Raw genomic sequence first — 22,847 nt, 5'->3', positions numbered from 1 at the left:
AGCAACCAAACCGGTTAATGATTTAATTAATTACATACAATATACGAAAAATTACCGGGATTACCAAGGCAAACATAAAGTTTACCTTAGCTCCCCCGGTATATAGGGTTACCGGGGGTATCCCCCCTTACCCCCCACCTGCACCCCACCCCCAACCGGGGAGAGACACGCTCCGAAAATCGTAACAATTTTTTTGGGTGGGAATAATAGTCTTTTAAAAACGGGCTTGTTTTGAAAAAAATGCGAGCTCTAAAAAAAATTTTTCTGGTAAAATTTTGTTGTGAATTTTTAGCATGTTCCGGGTCTTACGCATGGCGTAAAAAACTTTTAAAAGTTAAGCCCAATTAAAATATCTTAGCCTAATTCATTTATTACTATTTGAATTTACATAAACTATGTCGCAACTTACTTTAGATAAACTGGAATCATGGCTTTGGGATTCTGCCAATATATTGAGGGGCAGTATTGATAGCTCTGATTTTAAAAACTACATATTTGGGTTACTGTTCCTGAAACGTGCTAACGATGTTTTTGATGAAGAGGTTGAAACCATAATAGAACGTGACGGCATAAGCCGGGAAGATGCCGAAGAAGAGCCTTTTTTTAAATTACCTGCCGAAGCCCGGTGGGGTGCACTTAAAAAGGTTACCGAAAATATTGGGGTGGCATTAGATAAAGCATTTGCCGCCATTGAGCGTGAAAACACAAAATATTTAGAAGGTGTATTGACCACAACCAAGTTTGGTGATAAAGACAGGCTGAGTGACGAAGTATTACAACGCTTACTACGCCATTTCAATCAACACTCATTAGCCAATAGGGACTTATACACTCCGGACTTATTAGGTGATGCTTATGAATACCTCATTAAACAATTTGCCGATGACGCTGGAAAAAAAGGTGGCGAGTTTTATTCACCGCAAGGAGTTGTAAAAACCATCGTACAATTAATCAAGCCGCAACCCAAAAACAAGATATACGACCCCACTTTTGGCAGTGGTGGAATGTTGATTGAATCGGCTAAGTACGTTGCTCAACTGCCGGAAGGTAAAGTTGGTAACAACATCAACGTATCATTGTATGGGCAGGAAAAGAATGTAGGTACTTGGGCTATCGGTAAGATGAACATGATACTTCACAACTTTGTTGAAGCTGACCTTAGAAAAGGCGATACGCTTACCAGCCCACAACACTTAGAAAATGACAGCTTGATGTTGTTTGACAGGGTAATTGCTAACCCGCCATTCTCACAAGATGCGTGGTGGGGATTGATTGAAGCCAATCGAGAAGTTCAACTGGATAAAGAAGGGAAAGAAAAGAAATCAGCACCTAATTATACAAAAGAAGTGGTTGATAAACATGGTAGATTTCAATACGGGATACCACCAAGAGGCTATGCGGACTTAGCTTTTTTACAACACATGATTGCTTCTTTAAAGCTGGATGGTAAGGCTGGTGTAGTACTACCACTTGGTACCCTTTTTAGAAGTGGTACAGAAGGCTCAATAAGAGAAAAGTTATTAAAAGAAGATTTGATTGAAGGCATAGTAGGTTTACCCGCTGCGTTATTTTATAACACCGGCATACCCGCCTCAATCTGGATTATCAATAAAAGTAAGCCCACTTATCTAAAAAACAAAGTCATTGTTATTGATGCCAGTAAAGAATATAAAGAAGGAAATAATCAAAACGAGCTTACGGAAGATAATATCAGAGCCATAATCTCTGCTTACGACAATTTTGCGTTAGCGCAATCATTACAGGAAAACCAAAAGGAAAGTTATGCTCGGTTAATTAACACAAATGAAATCGCCGATAATGATTATAATCTCAATATAAGCAGGTATATCGATAATCAGGTAAAAGCAGCCGAAATCGACCTTCATCAAGTAAAATTAAAAATTAAAGAGTTGGAGTTAGCAGAAAAAGCTATCGATGAAAAATTGCAAAACCTATTAACCGAATTGGGGATATAACAACAATATTATGCCACAAGCGAACGAATTTCCGGAAAATTGGCTTTTAGCTAAAATATCAGATACCGGGTTAATTATAAGTGGAGGTACGCCCGATACCTCTAAACCCGAATATTGGCAAGGGAATATTTTATGGTGTACACCAACAGATATTACATCATTAAAAGGGAGTAAGTATATTAATTATACTTCACGTAATATTTCAGAGAAAGGCCTTAAAAATTCCTCAGCAAATATTTTACCAATTCATTCGTTGGTAATTTGCACAAGAGCAACTATAGGAGATTGCGCCATAAATGAGGTGTCCTTAACCACCAATCAAGGTTTTAAAGCTATTGTACCGAATAAAAATTGGTCAACTGAATTTTTGTACTACTTAGTAGTTAATTTAAAGCCTAAGCTAATTCAATTATCAAGCGGCAGTACATTCTTAGAGCTTTCCAAGAAAGTATTTGAGAATATAATCATTCAACAACCACCTCTGAATGAGCAAATAAGAATCGCAGAAGTACTTTCGGCAGTTGACGAAAAAATCAATATTGTTAAAGCTCATATAATTGAATACCATAAATTAAAAGAATTTTTGAGTAGCAATTTATTAACGAGAGGTATTGGGCATTCCAATTTTAAAAGTAGTGTAATAGGTGAAATTCCTGAATCGTGGAAAGTAAAAAAATTTGAAGATGTTACCACAGTCATCACCTGTGGAGTTGCGTCAACACCACAATATGTTGACGACTGTGTAGGTGTGCCGTTTTTGTCAGCACAAAACGTAAGGGATGGAAAAGTGGTTTTGGATAAATACAAATTTATATCTCGTGAATTTCATACTCAGCTTACCAAAAATAATAAACCCGAAAAAGGAGATATTTTATATTCAAGAGTTGGAGCAAAATTCGGCGAAGCAGGTATCATTGAACATTCCTTCGAATTTAGCATTTATGTAAGCTTAACCCTTATTAAAGTAAATTCCGAAAATCACAATTATTACATAAAGCATCTTTTAAATAGCAGCGTTGTTAAAAGCATGGCTAATAGAAGTGTTTTCCAAGGTGCAGGTGTGCCAAACTTGAATGTTAAAGTTGTTAGAAACTTTTTATTACCCTTTCCTCCTATAGAAGAGCAAAAAAAAATCGCCTCTATCCTGAATGCTATAGATGAAAAAATAGAAATGCTTAATATAAAAAATGAAAATCTCAATAAGCTGAAAACGGGATTAATGCAACAACTTCTTACTGGTAAAGTACGAGTTAACACCTATCAATAACAGAGCGCAGTAGCATGAGCCAGTCGCCAGAGTATATCTACAGTGAACAACCAGCAATAGAGTTGTTCCAAAAATTGGGTTACCAATATTGGGATGGTAGCGGTACTCACGAGCGCATCAGCATAAATGATATAATTCTTAAAGACCGGCTATTAGAAGCTATTAAACGGCTTAACCCGTGGATTGATGAAACCAACCTAAGTAAAGCATACGATAAGATAACCGAGGTACAGGGTACATCCCTGATGGAAGTAAACCAAAATTTTTGGAATTTAATTAAGGGGAGCACCTTTTCAGTTAAGCAGGTTATCAATGGCAAAGAAGAGTTCCCACCGGTAAAGTTTATCGAGTATGATACCGACCATGTGGACGATAACGACTTTTTAGTTGTTAGCCAGTTGAAGGTTTACGGTATCGCCCGGCACTCTATTCCAGATTTGGTAGTTTACGTAAACGGCTTGCCTATCGGAGTGATTGAGTGTAAAGCCCCCGCCGCCCATAATTCTTTTGAAAATGCACACAGCGATTTAGAATTTTATCAGCGCAATTCCGAAAAGCTGTTTTACCATAACCAGATATGCGCCACTATATGGGGTGTTGGTGGTAAGTATGGCGCAATTAACTCACCAGCCGCCTTTTATTCAGTGTTCCGGGTAAAGCCCTATGAGGAGGTTGCCGGTATTACTACCGAACAAGACAGATTAATATACAACCTGTTCCAAAAAGAGAAGTTACTGGACATCATACGGCACTTTGTCATTTTTGAATTGGATGAAGGGAGGGTTATTAAAAAACTCCCCCGCTACCAGCAAATCCGGGCCACCAACAATACTATTGACAAATTACAAGAGGGTAAGGGAGGGGTTATATGGCATACCCAAGGCAGCGGAAAGTCTATCACCATGGCATACGTTACCCGTAAATTACAAGCACCAGAGTACGGTTTTGATAACCCTACTGTTATTGTCATGACCGACCGTAAAGATTTGGACATACAAATTACAGGTACACTGCGAAACGTGGGATTGAAAAATGTACGTCAAGCATCGTCGGTAAAGAATCTGGACAGGTTACTGCGCAACGATTATGGAGGTATCATTACCACAACCATACAAAAGGTTCAGGAAGCCGATACTGAGGCCACCGATTCACTTGACCAGACAGATATTGAAGAGGAAAAACTGCGGGTTGAAAAACATATCAATAATAACATACTTTTTAAGATAACGAAGATTGCCAAAGATGGTAAATGGCTGGAAGTTGAACGGGAAGAAGTAAAGCTTGAAGAGCTATCCAACAAAAAGAATTTATATGTTTTGGTAGACGAAGCACACCGCAGTCAATACGGCTTTTTAGCCTCGTTTATGCGCTCTGTGCTGCCCCATGCGAAGTTTGTAGCGTTCACCGGTACACCAATATCAAAAGAAGATAAAAGCACCTTAGGTGAGTTCTATGGAGGTGATTATTTAGATGTTTATACTATTAAAGAATCAGTAGCAGATGGCGCAACAGTTGAGCTATTGTATGATGAAGGTATAGCCAAACTTGATATAAAAAAGGAAGAGCTTGATGCTGAATTTCACAAAAAGTTTGGGGACGAATCCGAAGAGAGGCAGGAGCTACTAAAAAATAAAGCACTTAAAACTTACCAGTTTTCAACCAGCCGCATTAACGAGATTGGTAAACACATTATTACCCATTTCCGGGATAAGATTTTCAAGAACGGTAACAAAGCCATACTGGTATGCGATGGAAGGTTTGGTGCTATCCGTTACAAGCAAGCCTTCGAGGAATTAAAAGCCGCAGGTTACCATGATTTTGAGACCAAAGTGGTTGTAAGTATTGGTTCGCCAAAAACAGATGAGATTGCAGAGGAATACTACAAAACTGTTGAATGGAATAAAAACCACCCTGATGATTTAAAACCTCTTTGGGTTGTTGCGCCGGAAGATATTAAAACGCTTACTGAGGATTATAAACTGCCGTTTGGTGATGTTACAGAAGTTGAAAAATCTGGAAGGAAGAGGTTTGACAATACGGCGATACTTATCGTTTCTGATATGCTTTTAACAGGCTATGACGCACCGATAGCATCTTGCCTATATTTAGATAAGCCTTTAAAAGAACATAACCTACTGCAAGCAATAGCACGGGTAAACCGCAGCAGAAAGGGCAAAGCGGCGGGTTACATAGTTGACTATTATGGTATATCGGCCTTCCTTATTCAAGCACTTGAAATATTTTCTGGTGACTTGCGCCCGGATGATATTTTAAAGAACATAAACGAGGAGTATCCTAAGCTGGAATTAAATCATACTAAGCTGGTGGATTTTTTCAGGCCATTAAAAGCCAACAGGCATTTAAACCGTGATAAATACATTGATGAAGCGATACGGTTTATTGAACCCGTAGATAAGCGGGATAATTTTAAAGAGGTATTAAAACACTTTAACAAAAGCGTAGCTATTGTATTACCTGATGTCAAAGCGATGAAGTTTTTTGATGACTTCAAATTATATAACGAAATTAAGCTTCGTGCAAGGAATGCCTACCCGGATGATGAAGAGCTGAAAGTAACAAAAGATGAGAGCCAGATGCTACAAGCCTTGATAGATGCGCACCTGCGGTCTGAGGGTATTGCAAGCTTACTGTACAAACCTATCTCAATTATTGATAAAGATAAATTTAAAGAAGAGATTATGAACGCATCCCCGGCTACCAAAGAGCTAAAGATGCGTAACAACTTGATACACGTAATAAAAGTAGGACTGGATAAAAACCCTGACTTTTATAAACCACTTGCCGAGCGGTTGGAAGCTTTACTAAAAGAGCGGGAAGATGACCGCATAACGCAAATAAACCTGTTGAAGGCTTTTGCTGATATTCAGGATGAAATTATTAACGAACACCGGGAAGGAGCAGCTAAAGGCTTTTTCACTGAGCGGCAAATAGCGGTTTACAATACCATGAAAACTATTTATGGTGAATCAGATGCGGAAGCAGCCACTAATTCGTTATTTGATATTATAGATGGCGAGCTTGGAATTGTTGGTTGGGAGGGTAAAGGTTTAGTACTACATGAGATGGAAAAAAAGATAATTTCTGTTATAAAAGATAAAATTGAAAGACCAGCAGCAAAGGTTAAAGCTAAAGAATTAATAGAGGTTTTAAAGCGAAATAAAGATGCCTAAGGTAAAGTATGGTAACAGCGTGATTGATTACTCCATTCTTGAAAAGGATGGCCTTAAATCGCATTATATCGTGGTTGAGAAACATGCAGGAGTAGTACTCAAAGGCAAATCGTTACCACTATACAAAGCAGACCAACTGATACTCAAAAAAGCAAGGTGGATAATAAATAAATTGAATCTTGTACGGGGGATTGAAGAACAAGAAATTGTTACCGGTTCAAGAATAATGTACTTGGGTAGAAGGTATTACACAGAGGTAATATTTGATAGTACTGTTGCTAACGCTGAGATTCAATTTAATCATTCACAATTCAAGCTTACTGTTAACCCTTTTGTTGATGTTCAGGCTGCAATTAAAACTTCATTGGAATATTTCTATAAAGCCAAAGCAATTGAGAAGATAACTCCCCGCATAAAGAAGTGGTCGAAGACCACCGGTTTACACCACAACGAATTAAAGTTTTTAAATCTTACTAAACGTTGGGGTAGCTGCACTGATACCAACAATATAATAATTAACATTGATACCGTAAAACTCCCTTTTTCATTGATAGATTATGTTATAGTACATGAACTTGTACATACTAAAATCAAAAACCATTCAAAGGAGTATTGGGCAGAAGTATCTAAGTATATTGGTAACTGGAAAGAACTTGATGAGAAGATTTACGGGTTACAGCTGTAACCAAATGTGCCGTCCCTGGCACTGTGAACAGTTGAGATATTCTGCTGCGCAGGTCTCAATCAAAATAAATAAGCCTTGTTGTTGAGATGCCCACACTTCCAACATATTTGTTAATTAACATTAATTACTCAATACACCTACCGGTAAATTATCAGAAAGGAATGGTATTGAATACTCTTCTCAAAGAAAACCTCTCCATGTAACTTAAATTATATATTTCTTTTTTTTTATTTCTATTAGCTATATACTATTACTATAAAGGAATGGTTTCCAAGAGGGTTTACCGCAGGGTTTTCTGGGTAGTTTGCCGGGTAGTTTTCTTGCTACAATCGTCTCAAAAAATAATATTGAAGTTTTTTATTTCACCACTTGACACGGCTAAAAAAAGAACTATATTTGCACTATAACTAATTGATAAAGAATTGGTTACCTAATAAACTTTGCCACCAAAATAAACTATACCAGTGTTATTGATGTGGGATATGCTTGATAATTGAGTTAGGCATAGTGAGGTAGATTTAATAAGAAATATAACACAGAAAATGGATAAATTAAACAACGAAGATAAACCTGTTATCTTCAACACCCCGGCGGGGTTCAACTTTCAAAACTTATTTGAAGAACATTCAATTAAGTTTAAACCTAAGGTAGAATTTCTGATACATCAGATTAACTACTACGACAACAGAGGTGGGTACCAGATACATTCAAAAAACCATCAGTGGTTTTTTGGTATAAAAGGCACGGAACTTGCCATGATGCTTAGGAAGTTAGTGGCAAATGGCATAATAAAATTAGCAGCAAATTATCATCCCGGTAATACCAGCAATACTTATAAGATGGTTACCCCGTTTGACATTAAAGCAGCGGATACGCAACAAAGCTTTTACTATGCCCATGAAGTAACGTTTGTGAAGAAATGGATACTGGATGGCCATATTGTAAAGAATGCCAGTACATCCAGCTTTATCAAAGAGCGCAAAGCAACGACCAATTCTGCAATTATAGCGGCGCAACAAAAACAAATAGATGAATTGAGAGCGCAGGTGTTATCGTTTGTTAATCAGTCGATTACAGGCAAAGATAAGCAATCTACTATAAGGATATCCAATGTTGAAATAGTGAACGATAACCCGCAGGCTACAACCATATCAGAAACGGACACCAAGGTGGATGAATCACCTTTAGACCAAAACCTAATGTTAGATGCATCAGGCGCAATGGAAGAAATTCTGCCGCTATCATTTGATACTGTCACTCCCGTGGATGTAGTTGAGGACGAGCCAGATATTAGCCAATTAGCTACTTTATTGAGTCAAAACACAATGCCAAATGTTGAAGAAAAAGCCTTTAAAGGCAATCTGACAATTCACTACTTAGAACAGGGACTGGGAGTGGGGATAGAACATGGCGATACATGGGGTGTGTTATACAACTACGATGAAATGCAACCATGGTGTGAAGCATTATCGGAGTTTGAAAAGCAAAGACTTTATCATCATATAATAACATCAACAGAAAAAGATATAAAGTTTCCACTGAATAAGCATACAAAAGCTTTGTTTACACGAGAGCTGATGAATGGTGGCCTGCTTTTTTCCTACCGAGGAGTTTACACAGCATAGACTGTTGTTATTGGATTATGTCTCCCGGATTGTGAAAAATCTTTCCGGGGGATATTCTTACCTCATAAAGGGTTATCTGGAAAAAAGTCTTTAGGAGAACAGTTGAATATTTTAGCAAGTTTGTTAAGATGGTCAATATTGTATTTAGCCCTATGTAAGGGGTTTTCTATCGCCCCGATAAAAGAATCTGTAACATCAAGTTTAACAGCTAAAGCCGCCTGAGAAAGCCCGTTTTTGACCCTAAGTTGCTTTACAACTCCAATTATATGCTGGTCTAACGCTGATTTCTTTACTTCTGACATCAACTACAATGATGCAGGTAATGACAATAGGCTTCACCAATACAGGTGTGGGTATTATTTACCAATACAGGTGTTGGTAAAATGGTTTATTTTTTGTAGATTAGGACTTTATAACGAATTTATGAAATCCTATAAAGTCAGATTTTACCTTATCCCATCCGGCGCACTTGAAGTAGTTATTCAAGCTAAGAATAGCTATGAGGCCGAGCAAATTGTTAAAGCGCAATACGCAGGTAAGTTTAAAGCTATCGCATCCACCAGAGAAATTTAAAAGAACATGATTGCAATTTTTGCGATTTCGGCTGCAATAACACTTTTTGTAGTAATTCTCATTTCCAAAAAACATTCAATAAAGGAGTATACTGAATGGGAATTCTGGAAAGTCGCTCCGCCGCACATCCTTGTTTTGCCAAATGGTGAAAAACGATTTCAACATCAGGAATACTGGTCACGATATAACAACATTACGCAAAAGTGGGAGAGAAAAACTGTGCGAGACCCTCAAATCCTGCGATTTGAAGAGGCTACCCATTGGAGTGACTCCTATAATTTTCTACATCAATAACTTTATCATAATTACATGTCATTAATTTCAGATTATGGCGGTATTAAACCATCAATAATAACATACCAGCCTTACAAGGAAACCATAGAAACAATCAGCGGATTATTTTTACAGTACCTTATAATTGAAGAAGAGTATATACAAAATGGTATAATTTATCACTTCTTCAAGAAGAGTCTTTGGGGTAAAAAGCAGATGGGTTTTTTAACATTAGAATATTTGCCGGGGCAGCACATTAATGACTTATTAACAAGTGATGATACTGAGCCGATACATCCATATTCTGATATTTTAATAGGTGCGGAATATGGCTCTGAGTATAGCTCAGTTAATTGGACGGGGATGTATCAAACCTTTAATCTGCAATCTCCAAATAAGCAGGTTCTTAGTTTGGGATTATTAATAGCGAACATAGAAGCAGGGAAAGATGTGTTCAGAACTTTGCAAGCAGACGAATTTAATAACGCCGGGGATATGATGATGCTTAATACTACACGCATGAATTACCTAAGGAAGAACATTGAGCTGTTGGATACAGTTAAAAGCAAGTTAAAAGTCTTCGATAAATTCTTAATAAAATCATCATTTCAACCTGCGCCAAATGAGCAACAACAGTTATAATGATTTTAAAAATGGTATTAAAACAGATATAAAAGAAACAGGGGCTGGTTTACTTATTGTTGGTGGGGCTGCCATATCAGTTATATTAATACTTACAAGCCTTATGTATGCTTTTAAAAGTAAAGATGCAAATACTGAGACAAGGTTTTTAGTGGGTGGCATTGCTGCTATCACGGGTCTCCTAATGATATTTAGCGTTAAAATAAGAACCTTAATATTTCAATTTTTTGTAATTGCTTTAGTAGCGATTCCTATGCTACTTTTAATTTATCTTGTACTGGCTTTTTTTTATGTCGTTATAATTCAGTCATAAATGATGGAAAAAAAATACAGTATTACGTTGTATAATACGCAGTTCTTTAGTGACATTCTTACTTATGAATTTCCTGTTCTTCCTGAGGTGGGGGATATGATTGAAGCGGTTAACCAGCGCACTATGTTTATAGTAAAAAGCAGGTCGTTTACGCCACATTTCACAGCAGGATTAATACATGTGATGTTGCATGGTGTTTTTGAGAATGGGGAAGAAATGGGTTTAAGTACTTTTGATAAAATAAGAAACTCAATTATAGATAATAAAGAAACATTAGCTTCTATGCATTCAGAGATTAATAACCATATTTCCTGATTATTATATGTACCATAACCCGGTTTTACTGTACCTATAAGCTTTATTATCGGAACCTATTGGTCCGAGAGGCCGCCCGGCAGGGCTTATCAATGCCGATTTCTACGATAATTCAACAATATAAGCGGTGTTTTACGCCTAATTCACGCAAAAAGGTGACTTGCAGTGATAAATAGCCTTGCAAAATGTTTTTGAAAAATTTTCAAATAATTAGATGAGTATCAAGCCAATCCTTCATATCCCTCACGCCAGCACTAATATTCCTGATAAAACAGGGTATTTAGTAAGTGATGATAAGCTTGAAGATGAGATGTTGCTTCTAACCGATTGGCACACAAATGAGCTGTTTACTTTTGCGGGGGGTATTCCGATAATTGCTGACTTTAATCGTGTTTTTTGCGATGTTGAGCGGTTTGCGGATGATGAGCAGGAGGTAATGGCTAGTTACGGAATGGGTGTATGTTATAAAAGGTGTGATGATGGCAGTGATTTGCGGATACTAACAACAGAACAACAGTCTACTATTATAAACAGCTTTTATAAACCTCATCATGATAAGCTAACAGTGGCTGTAGATGAACAATTAAAAGTGAACGGTCATGCGCTAATCATTGATTGCCACTCGTTCAGTAATGAGCCATTTAAAAGAGATTTAAGCCAAGAAACACCAAGGCCGGGTATTTGTATAGGGACGGACAGTTATCACACCCCAATGGCTTTATTGCACTTTACCGAGGCTTATTTTAAGGGAAGAGGATACAAAGTCAAATGCAATAGTCCTTATTCTGGGAGTATTATTCCGTTTAAACATTACAAAAAAGACAAGCGAGTTTGCTCAATTATGATAGAAGTTAACCGTGATATTTACATGGTGCCGGGCACCAACAGTAAAAGCAGAGGATACTTCAAAACCAAGCTTGCAATTCACGAGTACTTTGTCAAAGTATTGCGGCATTTTTTGTAATTTTCGAAATGGCCGAATCACACAATACTTATTCCAAATTATTAAACGAAATTTGGAGATTTTTGTCGTCTGAACTCTCATACACTTTTACAATTCACTTTTTACCTGCGGATAAATGCATAATCTATTCTGACGATTTTGAAATTACCACTGGTGTACATTCATGGTCGGTAGAAAATAATGTATTCTGTGTAAGTATCGACTCTGACTTAATAATTTTAAAAGGTAATGTAATCGATGAACAAATAAGTGGTGAACTTCGTAGAGGTGATGAGCGTCAAACTTTAACAGGTGAAATTTTAAATATTTCCACTAATAATGCGATACATAAGACAAATCTATTCGGTTATAATTGGGCTTCAACGTTTAATGGATATTGGATGCTTAGTCACAGTGACAATCCATTAAATTTTATTGTGATTGAGTTCTGTGAAGGCGGGGAGATGTTTTTACTTCGTAGCGATTGGCAAAGGGAATCAACAAATACATATTGGGAATATAACAAGTCGGCAATTAAATTTTGTCTCTATGGAGGTATGAAAATATATAGCCTTACTTTCAAGCGTAATCACATGACTGGAATGGCAATTACAAAAACAGGTCATAATTACTCCTTGCGTGGTACGAGATGTATCAATATTGGACTTAATTTTTATGATAAACGTTGGAAGTTTACACTTATAGCCGATAAAAGCAATTTTATTGTTGACTTCCATCCATCAAAAAAATGTACTATTTACAACGAAAACTTAGAACTTATAGATGGGGAGCATACATGGAAGTTGTGTTATCATGATTTTTGTTTTAGTATTGACGGAAAAGGTACTAAATTTTTTGGAATAATCTCAAATAACATGGTTTCCGGGGATGCCTATATCGAGAATAAAGAGTTTAAATTTTTAGGGGAACGTAATGAGGTAGTTAAAAAAAGCAATCTCAATGTAGAGGTTAGTTCAAATAAAAAACAAAAACTTATCTGGTTTACCAAAGCTACCAAAGTAGAATTGGACGCTAAATTAGGTAAAAGTGAGTTCTTCCACATTCCCGGTAGACCTCCAAGAAAAATAAGGGAGAGATTAGTTTACCATATAGACCAACGATGCGCTTATGCGTTAAAAGACTATGAAGTAGCTGGCGAAATTATTGCCTATAACTCTGGTGTTGTAGATGGGGAATATAATGGATTTTTAGAACTGTGTAAATGTTGCGGAAGCGGTTTTTACACGCCATGTGACAGATGCGGTGGTTCGGGAAATCTGTCTCAATATATTCATGTAGAAGGAGGGGTGTGCTTTAAATGCGGTGGCGAAGGTTATGATGTAACTAAGGTTCAGTAACTTTAAAAAAGCACCGAAATACATCGAAGTAATTGCAACATTAACATCTTACAGAAAATTTCTAAAAGTGCAATAAAATAATCAGTACACTTGCCTTAGAACATTGCTTTTACATGGACCGCACAATACAAAATCTCTCAGAGTTAGAAAAGAAATTTGTTGATACAGTGATTATCAACTCTAAAAGTTATGCTGAATCAGCCCTACTTTTAGCTGTTGATAGAAAAACCATAATTAGACTTTATGCTGAGTTAGAAAGCTGTTGGCGACCATTAATTTCTGTCCGAAATAAGTGGAAATCAAAAAAGATTGGTGGCGATTTTTGGGATTTCTATCACTGGTACTTATCCGCAGAAAAATGTTGCCGTTATTGCGGCATTACGGAGGAAAAGCTTGCCGAACTTCATTTAATCGGATTGGTAAACAAAAGAACTTCACGGGGTAGAACATTGGAAATCGATAGAATGGTATCATCTGAGCAATATGCTAACATAGGTAACCTGACCTATAGTTGTTATTGGTGCAATAATGCTAAGACTGATACTTTCAGCGAGGAAGAATTTAAGATTATTGGCAAAGCCATATCAACAGTTTGGAAGAAAAGATTAAACAATGATAACTGATAAAGAGTCCAACTTTGTGTATCTATCCAATCTGCTCCAAGATAAATGCCCGGATGTATTTGAGCAGCTTACATTTTGGTTTGAAAAATATAATATAAAACACGCCATGCTTTCTAACACGAAAGATTTGTGGGCGGTTGATTATATGCCTTTGCAATTATCCACAAATCGATTTGTGCAGTTTAGGTATGCTCCTGATTATCTTACTCCAAAGATACATCAGATAACGAAAACCGACTCCGCAAAGGTTTACGGCGAGTTAGGGATTAATCCTGAGTGTGTAGATATAACTATTGATGGTGGTAATGTTGTTAAATGTGCGAATAAGGTCATCTTAACCTGTAAAATATTTAAGGAAAACCCCACAGTTCTTGAACACGATTTAGTTAACTGTATCGCAAATGCACTACAAGTAAAACAAGTAATCATCATCCCCCAAGAACCTAAAGATTTTGTTGGTCATGCAGACGGAATGTTAAGATTTATTAATAAAGAAACTGTATTAATCAATAAATATCCCAACCAAAAACCTTATCAGGACTTTGGCTATATATTTAGATGGAGTTTGCGGAATGCTGGTATTCATTACGTTGAATTTCCTTACGAATCATGGAAAAATGTTGACCCTAACGATGCTACTGGTTGCTATATTAATTTCTTAGAAATTCAGAATTTCATATTTTATCCAGTTTATGGTCTCGCTACTGACCAAAGTGCTCTAATTCAGTTACAAAAAGTATTTTCGGGAAGAGAATTTATAGGGATTGATTGTAGAGAATTAGCAAAACTCGGCGGCGTACTCAATTGCGCAACTTGGAATATTAAAATCTAAACTATTTTAAAGCTTTTTTGCAAACCCGGTAAACCGAGGTTGGAAGCATATTCAATAGCCTTGCCTTACCCAGACTATAACAATCAGACGGCTTAAAAACTTATATTTGACTATAAGCCTATACAAAATGTTAAAACTGTAAAACACCTTTTCAAAAGGCGGAGGGCTAAGAAACAAAATTAAATTACTATTATGACAACCGAGCAGAGACAGTTAGTATTGCAGCTAAATGATATTAAAAATAAGGTTCAGGCTTCTGATAATCGGGAGGAGATTAATGAGCTAATATTAGATGCTATAAAGTTGGCAAATCCCATTCAGCCAAGATTAGTATATCTTAACGGAGATATCGGCGAACCATACTATAAGGGAAAGGAAAATTCAATAAAAATACTCCTTAGAGATTCGGAACATCTAAACCTGTACGCAGACATTGAAGATGTACACTTACAGGTTTCAGCATCGTTATTGATGCTGATGAATAAATTTGCAGATGGAATCAGTACGATAGAGCAGGTGATACAGTAGCAATCATCTATCTTCGGGATTATGGAAAATAAAATTTTAAGTATCCTCAAGGAATTACGAGAAAGAGACATTGAGAACGTCTATTCCTCAATTAAGAATTTCTTTGATTATCAAAATTTTCCATTTCAAGTAGTTGAATTAGTCAGTCCTTACAAATTTCTCTTTAGAGTACGGCGGCATGAATCTGGCGAAGATTTCTTTAACAATGAATCAGATGTTTCTTATCGGAAAGACTTTTTAAACATTAAAAGTTACGGTCGATGCAATGAACCCTTACAAAGTATGTTTTATTGCTCTGATAGTAACCTTTTATCCTTTTGTGAGGTATCTAAGTACTTACAAGACCACAAAAGTGTACCACCAGTTTATCATACAACAAGTGTATGGCGAGTTAATCGGAACGTTAGAGTAACCTATTTGCTGGAAAATCAAAGCAACGAGTTTTTGAATAAGGAGCTGCTTAACATGACATTAAAATTCAAAAATGAAATTATAGCTAATCCTAACTTAATCGGAGATAAAATTGAGTTGATAGAGTTTCTACACTACATATCTGATGAGTTTAGAATCAAGCACGCTAAGACCGCCGATTATTTTTTAAGTGCAGCATATAGTAACTACTTATTTTCCAGAGTTACTGAGGACAACAAAAGCATAGTTGGAATAATTTACCCAACTTGTTTAGGTGAAGCGGGATTAATAAATACTGGATTAAATCATGCTTTCAATCCTGATGTGGTCGGTTTTGATAAGGCTATCGAGTTATTTGATGTATACAGGTCAACAATCACAGTTACTGAAGGAGAATGTAACGAATTGGAGGTTGTACACTGTAAAAACATTAATAGAACTACAGGGAAAATCAGTTGGTAATTAAATAAGTCCGCCTATAATTTATAGCGAATACTTTTTTTTATTTAAAGGCCTTTCGCCTGTAATATTTATCTTCCCATTGATGGTAAGTCTGTGTCCTTCTCAACAGGCTATTCAACCTGTTATTATAGAATATTGCTCTAATCCATACAATCAACAAAGAAAGGAGTGGTAAGGCAGAAGCAAATAATACTATTGCCAATGCGCCGTACATGAAATCTAAAACCTTTAATGCACCTTCCGTTTGAAGGAAATAAACTTTAACATTGAGAAGTAAAACTATCAGTAATGGAATTGCATCTACAATCAGCCACCCTTTAGCCTCATTAAAGATGCTTACATATCCGTAGAAATCAATTCTTTTTCCGTTATCTGATATTGCTTTAACTCTCAGATAATCCCAATCACTAATTGGGAAACCGGGGTTATTGAATTTATAATATGTGAATGTTACACTCATGGTTTTTAATATAAACCTAATATAAACCAGCTCCTTGTGTTACGAAGCAGACTGTACCAAATTAATTTATTTTGACATAACTTTGTTATAACTGCATTTGAATAACAACTTTTAACCGGATAACAATACCTCGTAGCATGCCGTTTCTTAGAACATACTTCCGCAAGATAAAATTTAAGAAAGCTTATTGAAAAAATAAGTGAGGCATTAAAAATGCACATAATCGAATCCCTCCCTCTACGGAAATAATTGCCATGTCGTAGTAAATAAAATCACAGGTAAAATTTACTTTGCTCCGGCACCATATTGGTTCTAAATACTTGGTAAAATGTTCTCTTTTTAAGCATGATTAAAAGGAAAACAGAACACAATTCAAGTATAAAGTAGTGATTAATGGATAATTATGTAAATTTAATGCTACTAAGACATTGCAAAACTAATCATGCTTAAACTATTAGAACATATTTCTCAATTAGTTCCTCTTTTTATTTTATTCGTAACAATTTTAGGATTCGTTGTTGGTAAAATCTTTTACAAAATCTCTTTTCTACAACCATTGGAAAAGATTGCTAACGAGCAGAAAGAATATCAGAGAAAAAACAGGCAAGAAGATTTAAAGATAGCGATTACTGAAAGGCATCTATTGTTAGGAAACAATTTATTAAATGTTGGGAACCTAAATGCTGCAAAGTTGGAATTTAAAGCCGCATTAAATATTGATTCCGTTAATGAATTAGCAGCAATGGGGCTTTTTAAGTCGCAAATTAGGGATAACATCGACAACTATGGTTTCACTACAGAGCTATTGATAAAGAAGATTGACTTGATTTTTCAATTCAATAAAAATGATGAACATGCTTTATATTTCATGGGGTTATTATACCGAGACCTTGATTATAAATTAGCGATAAAGTACTTTCAAAAAGCTACCGAGAGCAATCCGGAATTTCCTGATGCATTTTATCGATTAGGAATGATTTACGAAACTTTAGACGAATATGACACTAAACTTGCTTTACCTTATTATGAAAAGGCGTTAAGCTTATCCAAATATAATCAAACATATCTGAATAACTTAGCCTACCAATATTTTCAATTCGGCGAGTATGAGAAGGCAATCAAAAATTACGAGACGCTAATTAAAATAGATAAAGATGACCTATTACCATATTTAACCGTCTCCACATCTTATTTATTGGCTAATGATTTCTCCAAATGCACTTTCTATATAAATTTATTTTTAGACAAGATTGAAAAACAGCCGGACATAATGGGGACTGTATTCAATCAACTGAAATGGCATTTTGAAAGTTTCAATGAACAAAAGGTATTGTTAGATTCAACAGAAAAGAAGCTTATTTATGGGTATTTGTCAGGGTTTATAAAAATGCAATAAAACAAGATGAGAAAAGAGCTAAACATTATTTAGATACAGCTTTTAACTTATTTCAAAAAAATGTTCGTGAAAACTATTCCATTTTGCAACTAATCGATTTTGAAATAGAATACTATGCAAGTAAAATTACTGATAACGTAACTTTAGGAACTTTACGGCAACGGTATAAAATCATATTCAAAGACATCATTGAAGCTAATATTTTAGTTATATAATAATGTTTCCAATATAATCTGCGTCAGAAGGTGCGCCACTTAAACAAAAATTGAGTAATGTAAAAGTGAGGCAAAAAAAAAGTCCTCAATAACCAATATTTTACTTAATCCCTCACTCTCTCATTGTTCAATAAAACCTTGCTGGTAGAACTACATGTATTTTAAAAGATAATATTTCGCAGTTTATAAATATTAAATCTAACTTACGCTCATACCAAAACCTCATGTCAATTCAAACTACTATCCGCCAATTCTCAATAGACGTTTTTTATTTTCTAACAAGTGTTTTCAGGCACAACAATAGTTTTGCCGAATTGGGGCTTACCGACCACTTAGTACATAGGTTATCAGAGTACCTTGCATCGAGCGGGAGCAATGTAATTGAGATTTACAAGTCGACTTGGAAAACAGAAACCAAATATGGGAATGACTTAGACTTATATATACAAAACGCTTCGGGAACCTATAGCTGGTATGCTTTGCAAGCTAAGGTAATGTCGGCAAATGGAGCATTTAAAGATATTAAGATAAAGGGCAAAATATTAGAGCAATGGGATAAACTATTCATCCATGAAAAAAAGTTCGGGGGTAAATCTTACTACCTTTTATATTGCGGAAAATCAAAGGCGTTTCCTACAGCTTTACCTCATAGAAGTGATTGTTTCGGCGTTCCGCAGGTAGAAGAACTTGGTTTGGGAATAGTTGAAACAAGCATAATAAAAAACATACGAACTGTTACATTGACTTCAGGTAGCTTACTTTATTTTAAACACGTTTTTCCAGACCATATAGATTCAGTAAGAAAATTACTTTGTGATTTAACTAACGCCGCTCCGTCTACAAAGCAGTTTACCAGAGGAGAAATTGATACCAATGGTTATCAAAGAATTTATAGCGCAGACAATATTGAGTCAGTAAATCAAGACGATTTAAAGCCGAAGGCTGGATTAGCTCCTATAAGAATCATTATAACCAACGAAGAGAACCATAATAGCTAAACATCACAAAAATGAACATATACGAAAAAATAAAAGAGCAAGTTCAAACGGCTTTTTTCCAACAAAACTTTGCTAATGACGGGCAAAGATTTGTTGCTTGGTATCTCCGAAATATCCACCTAAGGGATATGAATGAGACAAGAGATGATATCACTGATGGTGCGGACGACAAGCAAATTGACGCTATAGTAATAGATAATGATAAGACTACAATTTATATAATTCAAGGTAAATTCATGTCCGGGTCTTCCGTTGATGCTGAGCCTTTAAGAGAAGTTTTATCTTCATGGATTCAATTAAGGGATTTGGTTAGACTTCAAAACGTTGGGAATATTAGACTTCAAAGAAAACTTGCAGAAGTAGCTAAGGCACTTGAAGATGATTATGAAATTTGTTTTGAATTGGTAACTACATCACTATTGACAGAGGCCGCACAAAATGACCTCGAAACGTTCCAAAGAGAGCTGGCTATCATATCAGAAAATGATGATATTGATGCCGTAATTACGGTAGTTGATGCACCCGAGTTATTGAGGAGATATGAACTCTCTATTGAATCAGATAACCCAAACATTAATTATACACTTGATTTGTCTGACTGCAAATATTTTTCAGAGACTATTGCAGGTACGCAGGTTGTTTTGGCGGCTGTTCCTTTAAAAGACTGCGTTAAACTGCCCGGAATAAAGGATGGTTCTCTATTTCAGAAAAATGTAAGGCAAAGTCTTGGAATAAGTAACGCTGTTAATAAGGGTATAAAAAATACCATTTTGGGGGATAAGCATCGGGACTTTTTCTTTTTTCACAATGGAATTACAGCCATTTGCAATAAAATGGAAGTCGAGGGATATAGCTTAAAAATGCATGGATTAAGTATTGTAAATGGTTGCCAATCTTTAAATACAATTCTTAGCTGTAGTGAAACTGTTAAAAAGCTTGATGAAACTTTTGTGATGTTCCGATTCTATGAAATCCCACAAAGGGAAAGAGCAGACAGGATTAGTATAAACACAAACTCACAAAGTGCAGTAAAACCACGTGATTTAAGAAGCAATGATAAGCGAGTATTAAACCTTAAACGTGCATTTGAGCTTAAATATCCAAACGGATATTTCGTTACTAAAAGAGGCGAGCAAGCTCCCGCTGAGAAAGATAAAAACTTTGTGTTGGATTTATCAGACTTCGGTAAATACCTTATAGCATGGCACTCACAGAGGCCGAATATATCTTACGGTGAAACTAAGATATTTGACAAATATTTTGAAATATTATTTAAGCGTGATTACAGACCTGAAAATGCACAAGCCCTTAATTTGTGGATGAAGGAAGTGTTGACTACTTGGACACCTGATAATCCAATAGGATTAAATGAAACGTTGTTAGCTATGAAAGCGTACGCACCATTTCATCAGTTGTATGCAATATCAATGTGTTTTGCAATTTCAAATAACATTTCTGATAGGGTACCTTCACCTATAAGATGTTTAGAACAAGCACAAAAAAATGGTTTGGTAAATGAAATTGTTAAAATTGCAGGTCTTAGCTTAAATATGGCATTAGAGGCGGCTGCCAATGAAGTGCAGCCACAAAACAGGGTCTTTAGCCCACAAAACTGGATAAAAGCGAAAACATGTTTAGCAGGAATCAACTTCGCCATAAGGAATTATTTCCAGATGTTACCTATGATGCCCGGCGGTACACAGGTAAGCCAAAAACTTAAAGAAGGTCTTGTGCTCGGGCAGGAGGATTTCGAATATCGATGGGCGGCCGATTGATACGCATCGCAATCACATAAATCATCTACTACAATCAAAACCTTGAAATTTTATGCGTGGTATTACGCCTGAACTTACAAATGAGTTATTAAGATATTACAAGGATGCTAATAAAGTCGCAGCATCAGAGGCTTTTCCGATTAATACCTTTGGTGAACTCGTTGAGGTCGCAGCAAAGTTGTCTTATAAAAACAAGGATAATCTCCTGTTTTTCAGGGGGCAAAATAATGACTTTTTAAACAAGGCCGGTAGTTCAACATTCTACCCAAGTATATACAGAGGTGACTATTTGCCAATTCGGGAGCTTACAAATCGTTTTGATATCTTGGATGGAGCATGTAAAGCTCTTGTAGATTTGTTTACAGAAAAGAAGATTGACGGTTATAAAGAACTAAGAAAGCGTAAGTATGTTCAATGGAGTGTTTTGCAGCATTATGAAGTTTGCTCGACACCTTTATTAGATTTCACACATTCATTAAGAGTCGCATGCTCATTTGCAACACTTGGCAACACTGATGATTTTGCCTATGTCTACATGTTTGGGTTTCCATATCTTACCAATAGAATTTCTATCAATTCAGAACAAGATATTGTTAATATTAGGCTACTAAGTATTTGTCCACCAAATGCCCTTCGACCCTATTTTCAAGAGGGCTATTTGGCGGGTACGGACGAAATCACTACTAACTTCGAAAGTAAAAACGAGTTAGATTTTAACAATCGCCTTGTTGCGAAATTTAAAATAAATAATAGCAAGGTTTTTTGGGGGAATGATTTTCATGAAATCCCGGAGGCATCACTTTACCCTAAACAAGATGAAATACTTGAATTATGTCAAGAAATTAAATCGATAGTTGAAAGGGAGTTAAAAACAGGAGATTTAGGCGAGTTTTTGAAACTATGGGCTGAACTCGAAGACGTTATGGTTACAACATCTCGCAACGAGTCAAAAAGATTTTTATCAGTAAGAGAGGCTACAAGACTTTTATATGAATCGAAAAAAATAGATAAAGGACAGGCGTTTATAATTGATAGGTTGAGAATTTTTAGAAATTTGTTAGTACATACACCTAAGAAAATCTCACAGCAAGAGTTACAAGACTATACTCAGTCACTGATTGTCGTATTGGCAGAGTTAAAAATTAAATTATAATTTCTTACATCGTTAAGTTCATCAATACGTAAAACAATTACAATTAATGTGTAAGCTATTCTTTACGACCATTTATAAAGCCTTTACAACTTTAATAGCTGGGCAAGAACATATAAGACCCAAGGAAAGGTTGTATCCTGCAATAAAAAATCAAAAACTAAATGTTTGCCGTATTTGGAAAAATAAATACCATAATGATTTTGGTATTGAAAGAATACTACGGTTATTGTTGTCGTTATCATTATTTATATTTCCGGGATTATATATTAGGCACGTTTCAGGAAAATACGGGTTGCTTACAAGAAAAATATGGATAGAAATCTACGTTATCTTCAAACTCTTTCTACCAATAGCCTTTCTACTTTTTCATTTAAACAATCATTGGATATACGCATGCATAGCCGGTTACATGGCTTGGGAAACGGTGAATTATTTGGCGTGCCTTATATTTCTATCAAATGAATTTGCCGAACCTATATCCTATAAGAGGTCACTAATTTCAATTTTCATAAATTACATTGAGGTAGCGCTAAATTATGCCGTTATCTATTCAGTATGTAATACCCTGATTAACAATTTCTTTAAAGACAAGCTAATTTCAAATATTCAATTAGTATATTTTAGTTTTGTAACAACGGCGACGGTTGGGTACGGCGATATTTATCCTTTACATTGGTTTGGGCAGCTTTTAGTTATAAGTCAAACAATCTTATTTTTTTTATTTGTTAGTTTGTTTTTTAATTTTTTTTCAGCCAACATTCAACGGCCTACTTATTATACAAAAGGTGAAGATTACAAAGCTAAATGGAAAAATCGCACGAAAAGTTAGATTG

General features: G+C 35.8%; 24 protein-coding genes. 22 read left to right on the top strand and 2 right to left on the bottom strand.

Annotated features, from left to right (window positions below; all coding sequences use genetic code 11):
- The first annotated feature begins 395 nt into the window (after positions 1 to 395).
- The 5 genes from ACVW2L_RS15260 (at position 396) to ACVW2L_RS15240 (ending at position 8,744) form a co-directional block, all read left to right on the top strand.
- Positions 396 to 1,976: an N-6 DNA methylase gene (locus ACVW2L_RS15260; protein WP_457128822.1), complete on the top strand. Its 1,581-nt coding sequence runs from the start codon at positions 396 to 398 to the stop codon at positions 1,974 to 1,976.
- Positions 1,977 to 1,986: 10 nt separating this feature from the next.
- Entirely contained in the window at positions 1,987 to 3,243 is a 1,257-nt protein-coding gene (locus ACVW2L_RS15255; protein WP_457128821.1) for a restriction endonuclease subunit S, read from the top strand.
- Positions 3,244 to 3,257: 14 nt separating this feature from the next.
- A complete protein-coding gene (locus ACVW2L_RS15250; RefSeq protein ID WP_457128820.1) occupies positions 3,258 to 6,434 on the top strand; it encodes a type I restriction endonuclease subunit R in 3,177 nt (1,058 codons plus the stop codon).
- Positions 6,427 to 7,119, top strand: coding sequence for a M48 family metallopeptidase (locus ACVW2L_RS15245; RefSeq protein WP_457128819.1), 693 nt, complete (start codon positions 6,427 to 6,429; stop codon positions 7,117 to 7,119). Before ACVW2L_RS15250 ends, ACVW2L_RS15245 begins: the two co-directional genes overlap by 8 nt.
- A 542-nt stretch (positions 7,120 to 7,661) precedes the next feature.
- Positions 7,662 to 8,744, top strand: coding sequence for a hypothetical protein (locus ACVW2L_RS15240; protein ID WP_457128818.1), 1,083 nt, complete (start codon positions 7,662 to 7,664; stop codon positions 8,742 to 8,744).
- Positions 8,745 to 8,806: 62 nt separating this feature from the next.
- Here the strand turns inward: ACVW2L_RS15240 and ACVW2L_RS15235 are convergent, their stop codons facing one another.
- Positions 8,807 to 9,046, bottom strand: coding sequence for a helix-turn-helix transcriptional regulator (locus ACVW2L_RS15235; protein WP_457128817.1), 240 nt, complete (start codon positions 9,044 to 9,046; stop codon positions 8,807 to 8,809).
- A 121-nt stretch (positions 9,047 to 9,167) separates the two neighbouring features.
- On the opposite strand from ACVW2L_RS15235, the gene ACVW2L_RS15230 reads away from it, so the two are divergent.
- From ACVW2L_RS15230 to ACVW2L_RS15180, 11 genes are all read left to right on the top strand, one after another.
- A complete protein-coding gene (locus ACVW2L_RS15230) occupies positions 9,168 to 9,317 on the top strand; it encodes a hypothetical protein (protein ID WP_457128816.1) in 150 nt (49 codons plus the stop codon).
- A 6-nt stretch (positions 9,318 to 9,323) separates the two neighbouring features.
- Positions 9,324 to 9,611 (top strand): hypothetical protein, encoded by a 288-nt coding sequence (locus ACVW2L_RS15225; RefSeq protein WP_457128815.1) that lies wholly within the window; start codon positions 9,324 to 9,326, stop codon positions 9,609 to 9,611.
- 15 nt (positions 9,612 to 9,626) lie between these two features.
- Positions 9,627 to 10,232, top strand: a complete 606-nt coding sequence (locus tag ACVW2L_RS15220; protein ID WP_457128814.1) for a hypothetical protein — start codon at positions 9,627 to 9,629, stop codon at positions 10,230 to 10,232.
- Positions 10,213 to 10,545, top strand: a complete 333-nt coding sequence (locus ACVW2L_RS15215; RefSeq protein ID WP_457128813.1) for a hypothetical protein — start codon at positions 10,213 to 10,215, stop codon at positions 10,543 to 10,545. The genes ACVW2L_RS15220 and ACVW2L_RS15215 overlap by 20 nt, the downstream gene beginning before the upstream one ends.
- On the top strand, positions 10,546 to 10,860 hold the full coding sequence (locus ACVW2L_RS15210) for a hypothetical protein (protein WP_457128812.1): 315 nt from the start codon (positions 10,546 to 10,548) through the stop codon (positions 10,858 to 10,860).
- A gap of 214 nt (positions 10,861 to 11,074) precedes the next feature.
- Positions 11,075 to 11,824 (top strand): N-formylglutamate amidohydrolase, encoded by a 750-nt coding sequence (locus ACVW2L_RS15205; RefSeq protein ID WP_457128811.1) that lies wholly within the window; start codon positions 11,075 to 11,077, stop codon positions 11,822 to 11,824.
- 8 nt (positions 11,825 to 11,832) lie between these two features.
- The gene (locus ACVW2L_RS15200) at positions 11,833 to 13,161 is read left to right on the top strand and encodes a hypothetical protein (RefSeq protein WP_457128810.1); all 1,329 of its coding nucleotides are present in this window, start codon (positions 11,833 to 11,835) and stop codon (positions 13,159 to 13,161) included.
- Between the two features lie 113 nt (positions 13,162 to 13,274).
- Positions 13,275 to 13,784 carry a hypothetical protein gene (locus ACVW2L_RS15195; RefSeq protein ID WP_457128809.1) on the top strand — a complete coding sequence of 170 codons (510 nt, stop codon included), beginning with the start codon at positions 13,275 to 13,277 and terminating at the stop codon, positions 13,782 to 13,784.
- Positions 13,774 to 14,616: an agmatine deiminase family protein gene (locus ACVW2L_RS15190; RefSeq protein ID WP_457128808.1), complete on the top strand. Its 843-nt coding sequence runs from the start codon at positions 13,774 to 13,776 to the stop codon at positions 14,614 to 14,616. Before ACVW2L_RS15195 ends, ACVW2L_RS15190 begins: the two co-directional genes overlap by 11 nt.
- Positions 14,617 to 14,808: 192 nt before the next feature.
- The gene (locus tag ACVW2L_RS15185; RefSeq protein ID WP_457128807.1) at positions 14,809 to 15,144 is read left to right on the top strand and encodes a hypothetical protein; all 336 of its coding nucleotides are present in this window, start codon (positions 14,809 to 14,811) and stop codon (positions 15,142 to 15,144) included.
- Positions 15,145 to 15,165: 21 nt separating this feature from the next.
- Positions 15,166 to 16,017: a hypothetical protein gene (locus ACVW2L_RS15180; RefSeq protein ID WP_457128806.1), complete on the top strand. Its 852-nt coding sequence runs from the start codon at positions 15,166 to 15,168 to the stop codon at positions 16,015 to 16,017.
- Between the two features lie 40 nt (positions 16,018 to 16,057).
- Here the strand turns inward: ACVW2L_RS15180 and ACVW2L_RS15175 are convergent, their stop codons facing one another.
- Positions 16,058 to 16,477, bottom strand: a complete 420-nt coding sequence (locus tag ACVW2L_RS15175) for a hypothetical protein (protein WP_457128805.1) — start codon at positions 16,475 to 16,477, stop codon at positions 16,058 to 16,060.
- Positions 16,478 to 16,919: 442 nt separating this feature from the next.
- Between ACVW2L_RS15175 and ACVW2L_RS15170 the strand changes: the two genes are divergently transcribed.
- The 6 genes from ACVW2L_RS15170 to ACVW2L_RS15145 all read left to right on the top strand — a co-directional run bounded on the left by ACVW2L_RS15170 (position 16,920) and on the right by ACVW2L_RS15145 (position 22,843).
- Complete coding sequence (locus ACVW2L_RS15170; protein WP_457128804.1) at positions 16,920 to 17,873, top strand: tetratricopeptide repeat protein; 954 nt, start codon at positions 16,920 to 16,922, stop codon at positions 17,871 to 17,873.
- A 439-nt stretch (positions 17,874 to 18,312) separates the two neighbouring features.
- On the top strand, positions 18,313 to 19,086 hold the full coding sequence (locus tag ACVW2L_RS15165; protein WP_457128803.1) for a hypothetical protein: 774 nt from the start codon (positions 18,313 to 18,315) through the stop codon (positions 19,084 to 19,086).
- A gap of 11 nt (positions 19,087 to 19,097) precedes the next feature.
- Positions 19,098 to 20,861: an AIPR family protein gene (locus ACVW2L_RS15160; protein ID WP_457128802.1), complete on the top strand. Its 1,764-nt coding sequence runs from the start codon at positions 19,098 to 19,100 to the stop codon at positions 20,859 to 20,861.
- A gap of 52 nt (positions 20,862 to 20,913) precedes the next feature.
- Positions 20,914 to 22,014: an FRG domain-containing protein gene (locus tag ACVW2L_RS15155; RefSeq protein ID WP_457128801.1), complete on the top strand. Its 1,101-nt coding sequence runs from the start codon at positions 20,914 to 20,916 to the stop codon at positions 22,012 to 22,014.
- A gap of 309 nt (positions 22,015 to 22,323) precedes the next feature.
- Positions 22,324 to 22,476, top strand: a complete 153-nt coding sequence (locus ACVW2L_RS15150) for a hypothetical protein (protein ID WP_457130225.1) — start codon at positions 22,324 to 22,326, stop codon at positions 22,474 to 22,476.
- A complete protein-coding gene (locus ACVW2L_RS15145; RefSeq protein WP_457130204.1) occupies positions 22,424 to 22,843 on the top strand; it encodes an ion channel in 420 nt (139 codons plus the stop codon). Before ACVW2L_RS15150 ends, ACVW2L_RS15145 begins: the two co-directional genes overlap by 53 nt.
- Positions 22,844 to 22,847: the final 4 nt, after the last annotated feature.

Source organism: Mucilaginibacter sp. HD30 (assembly GCF_054061755.1).
The sequence above is the reverse complement of the archived record's forward strand: the minus strand, read 5'-3'. Positions and strand labels throughout refer to the sequence as shown.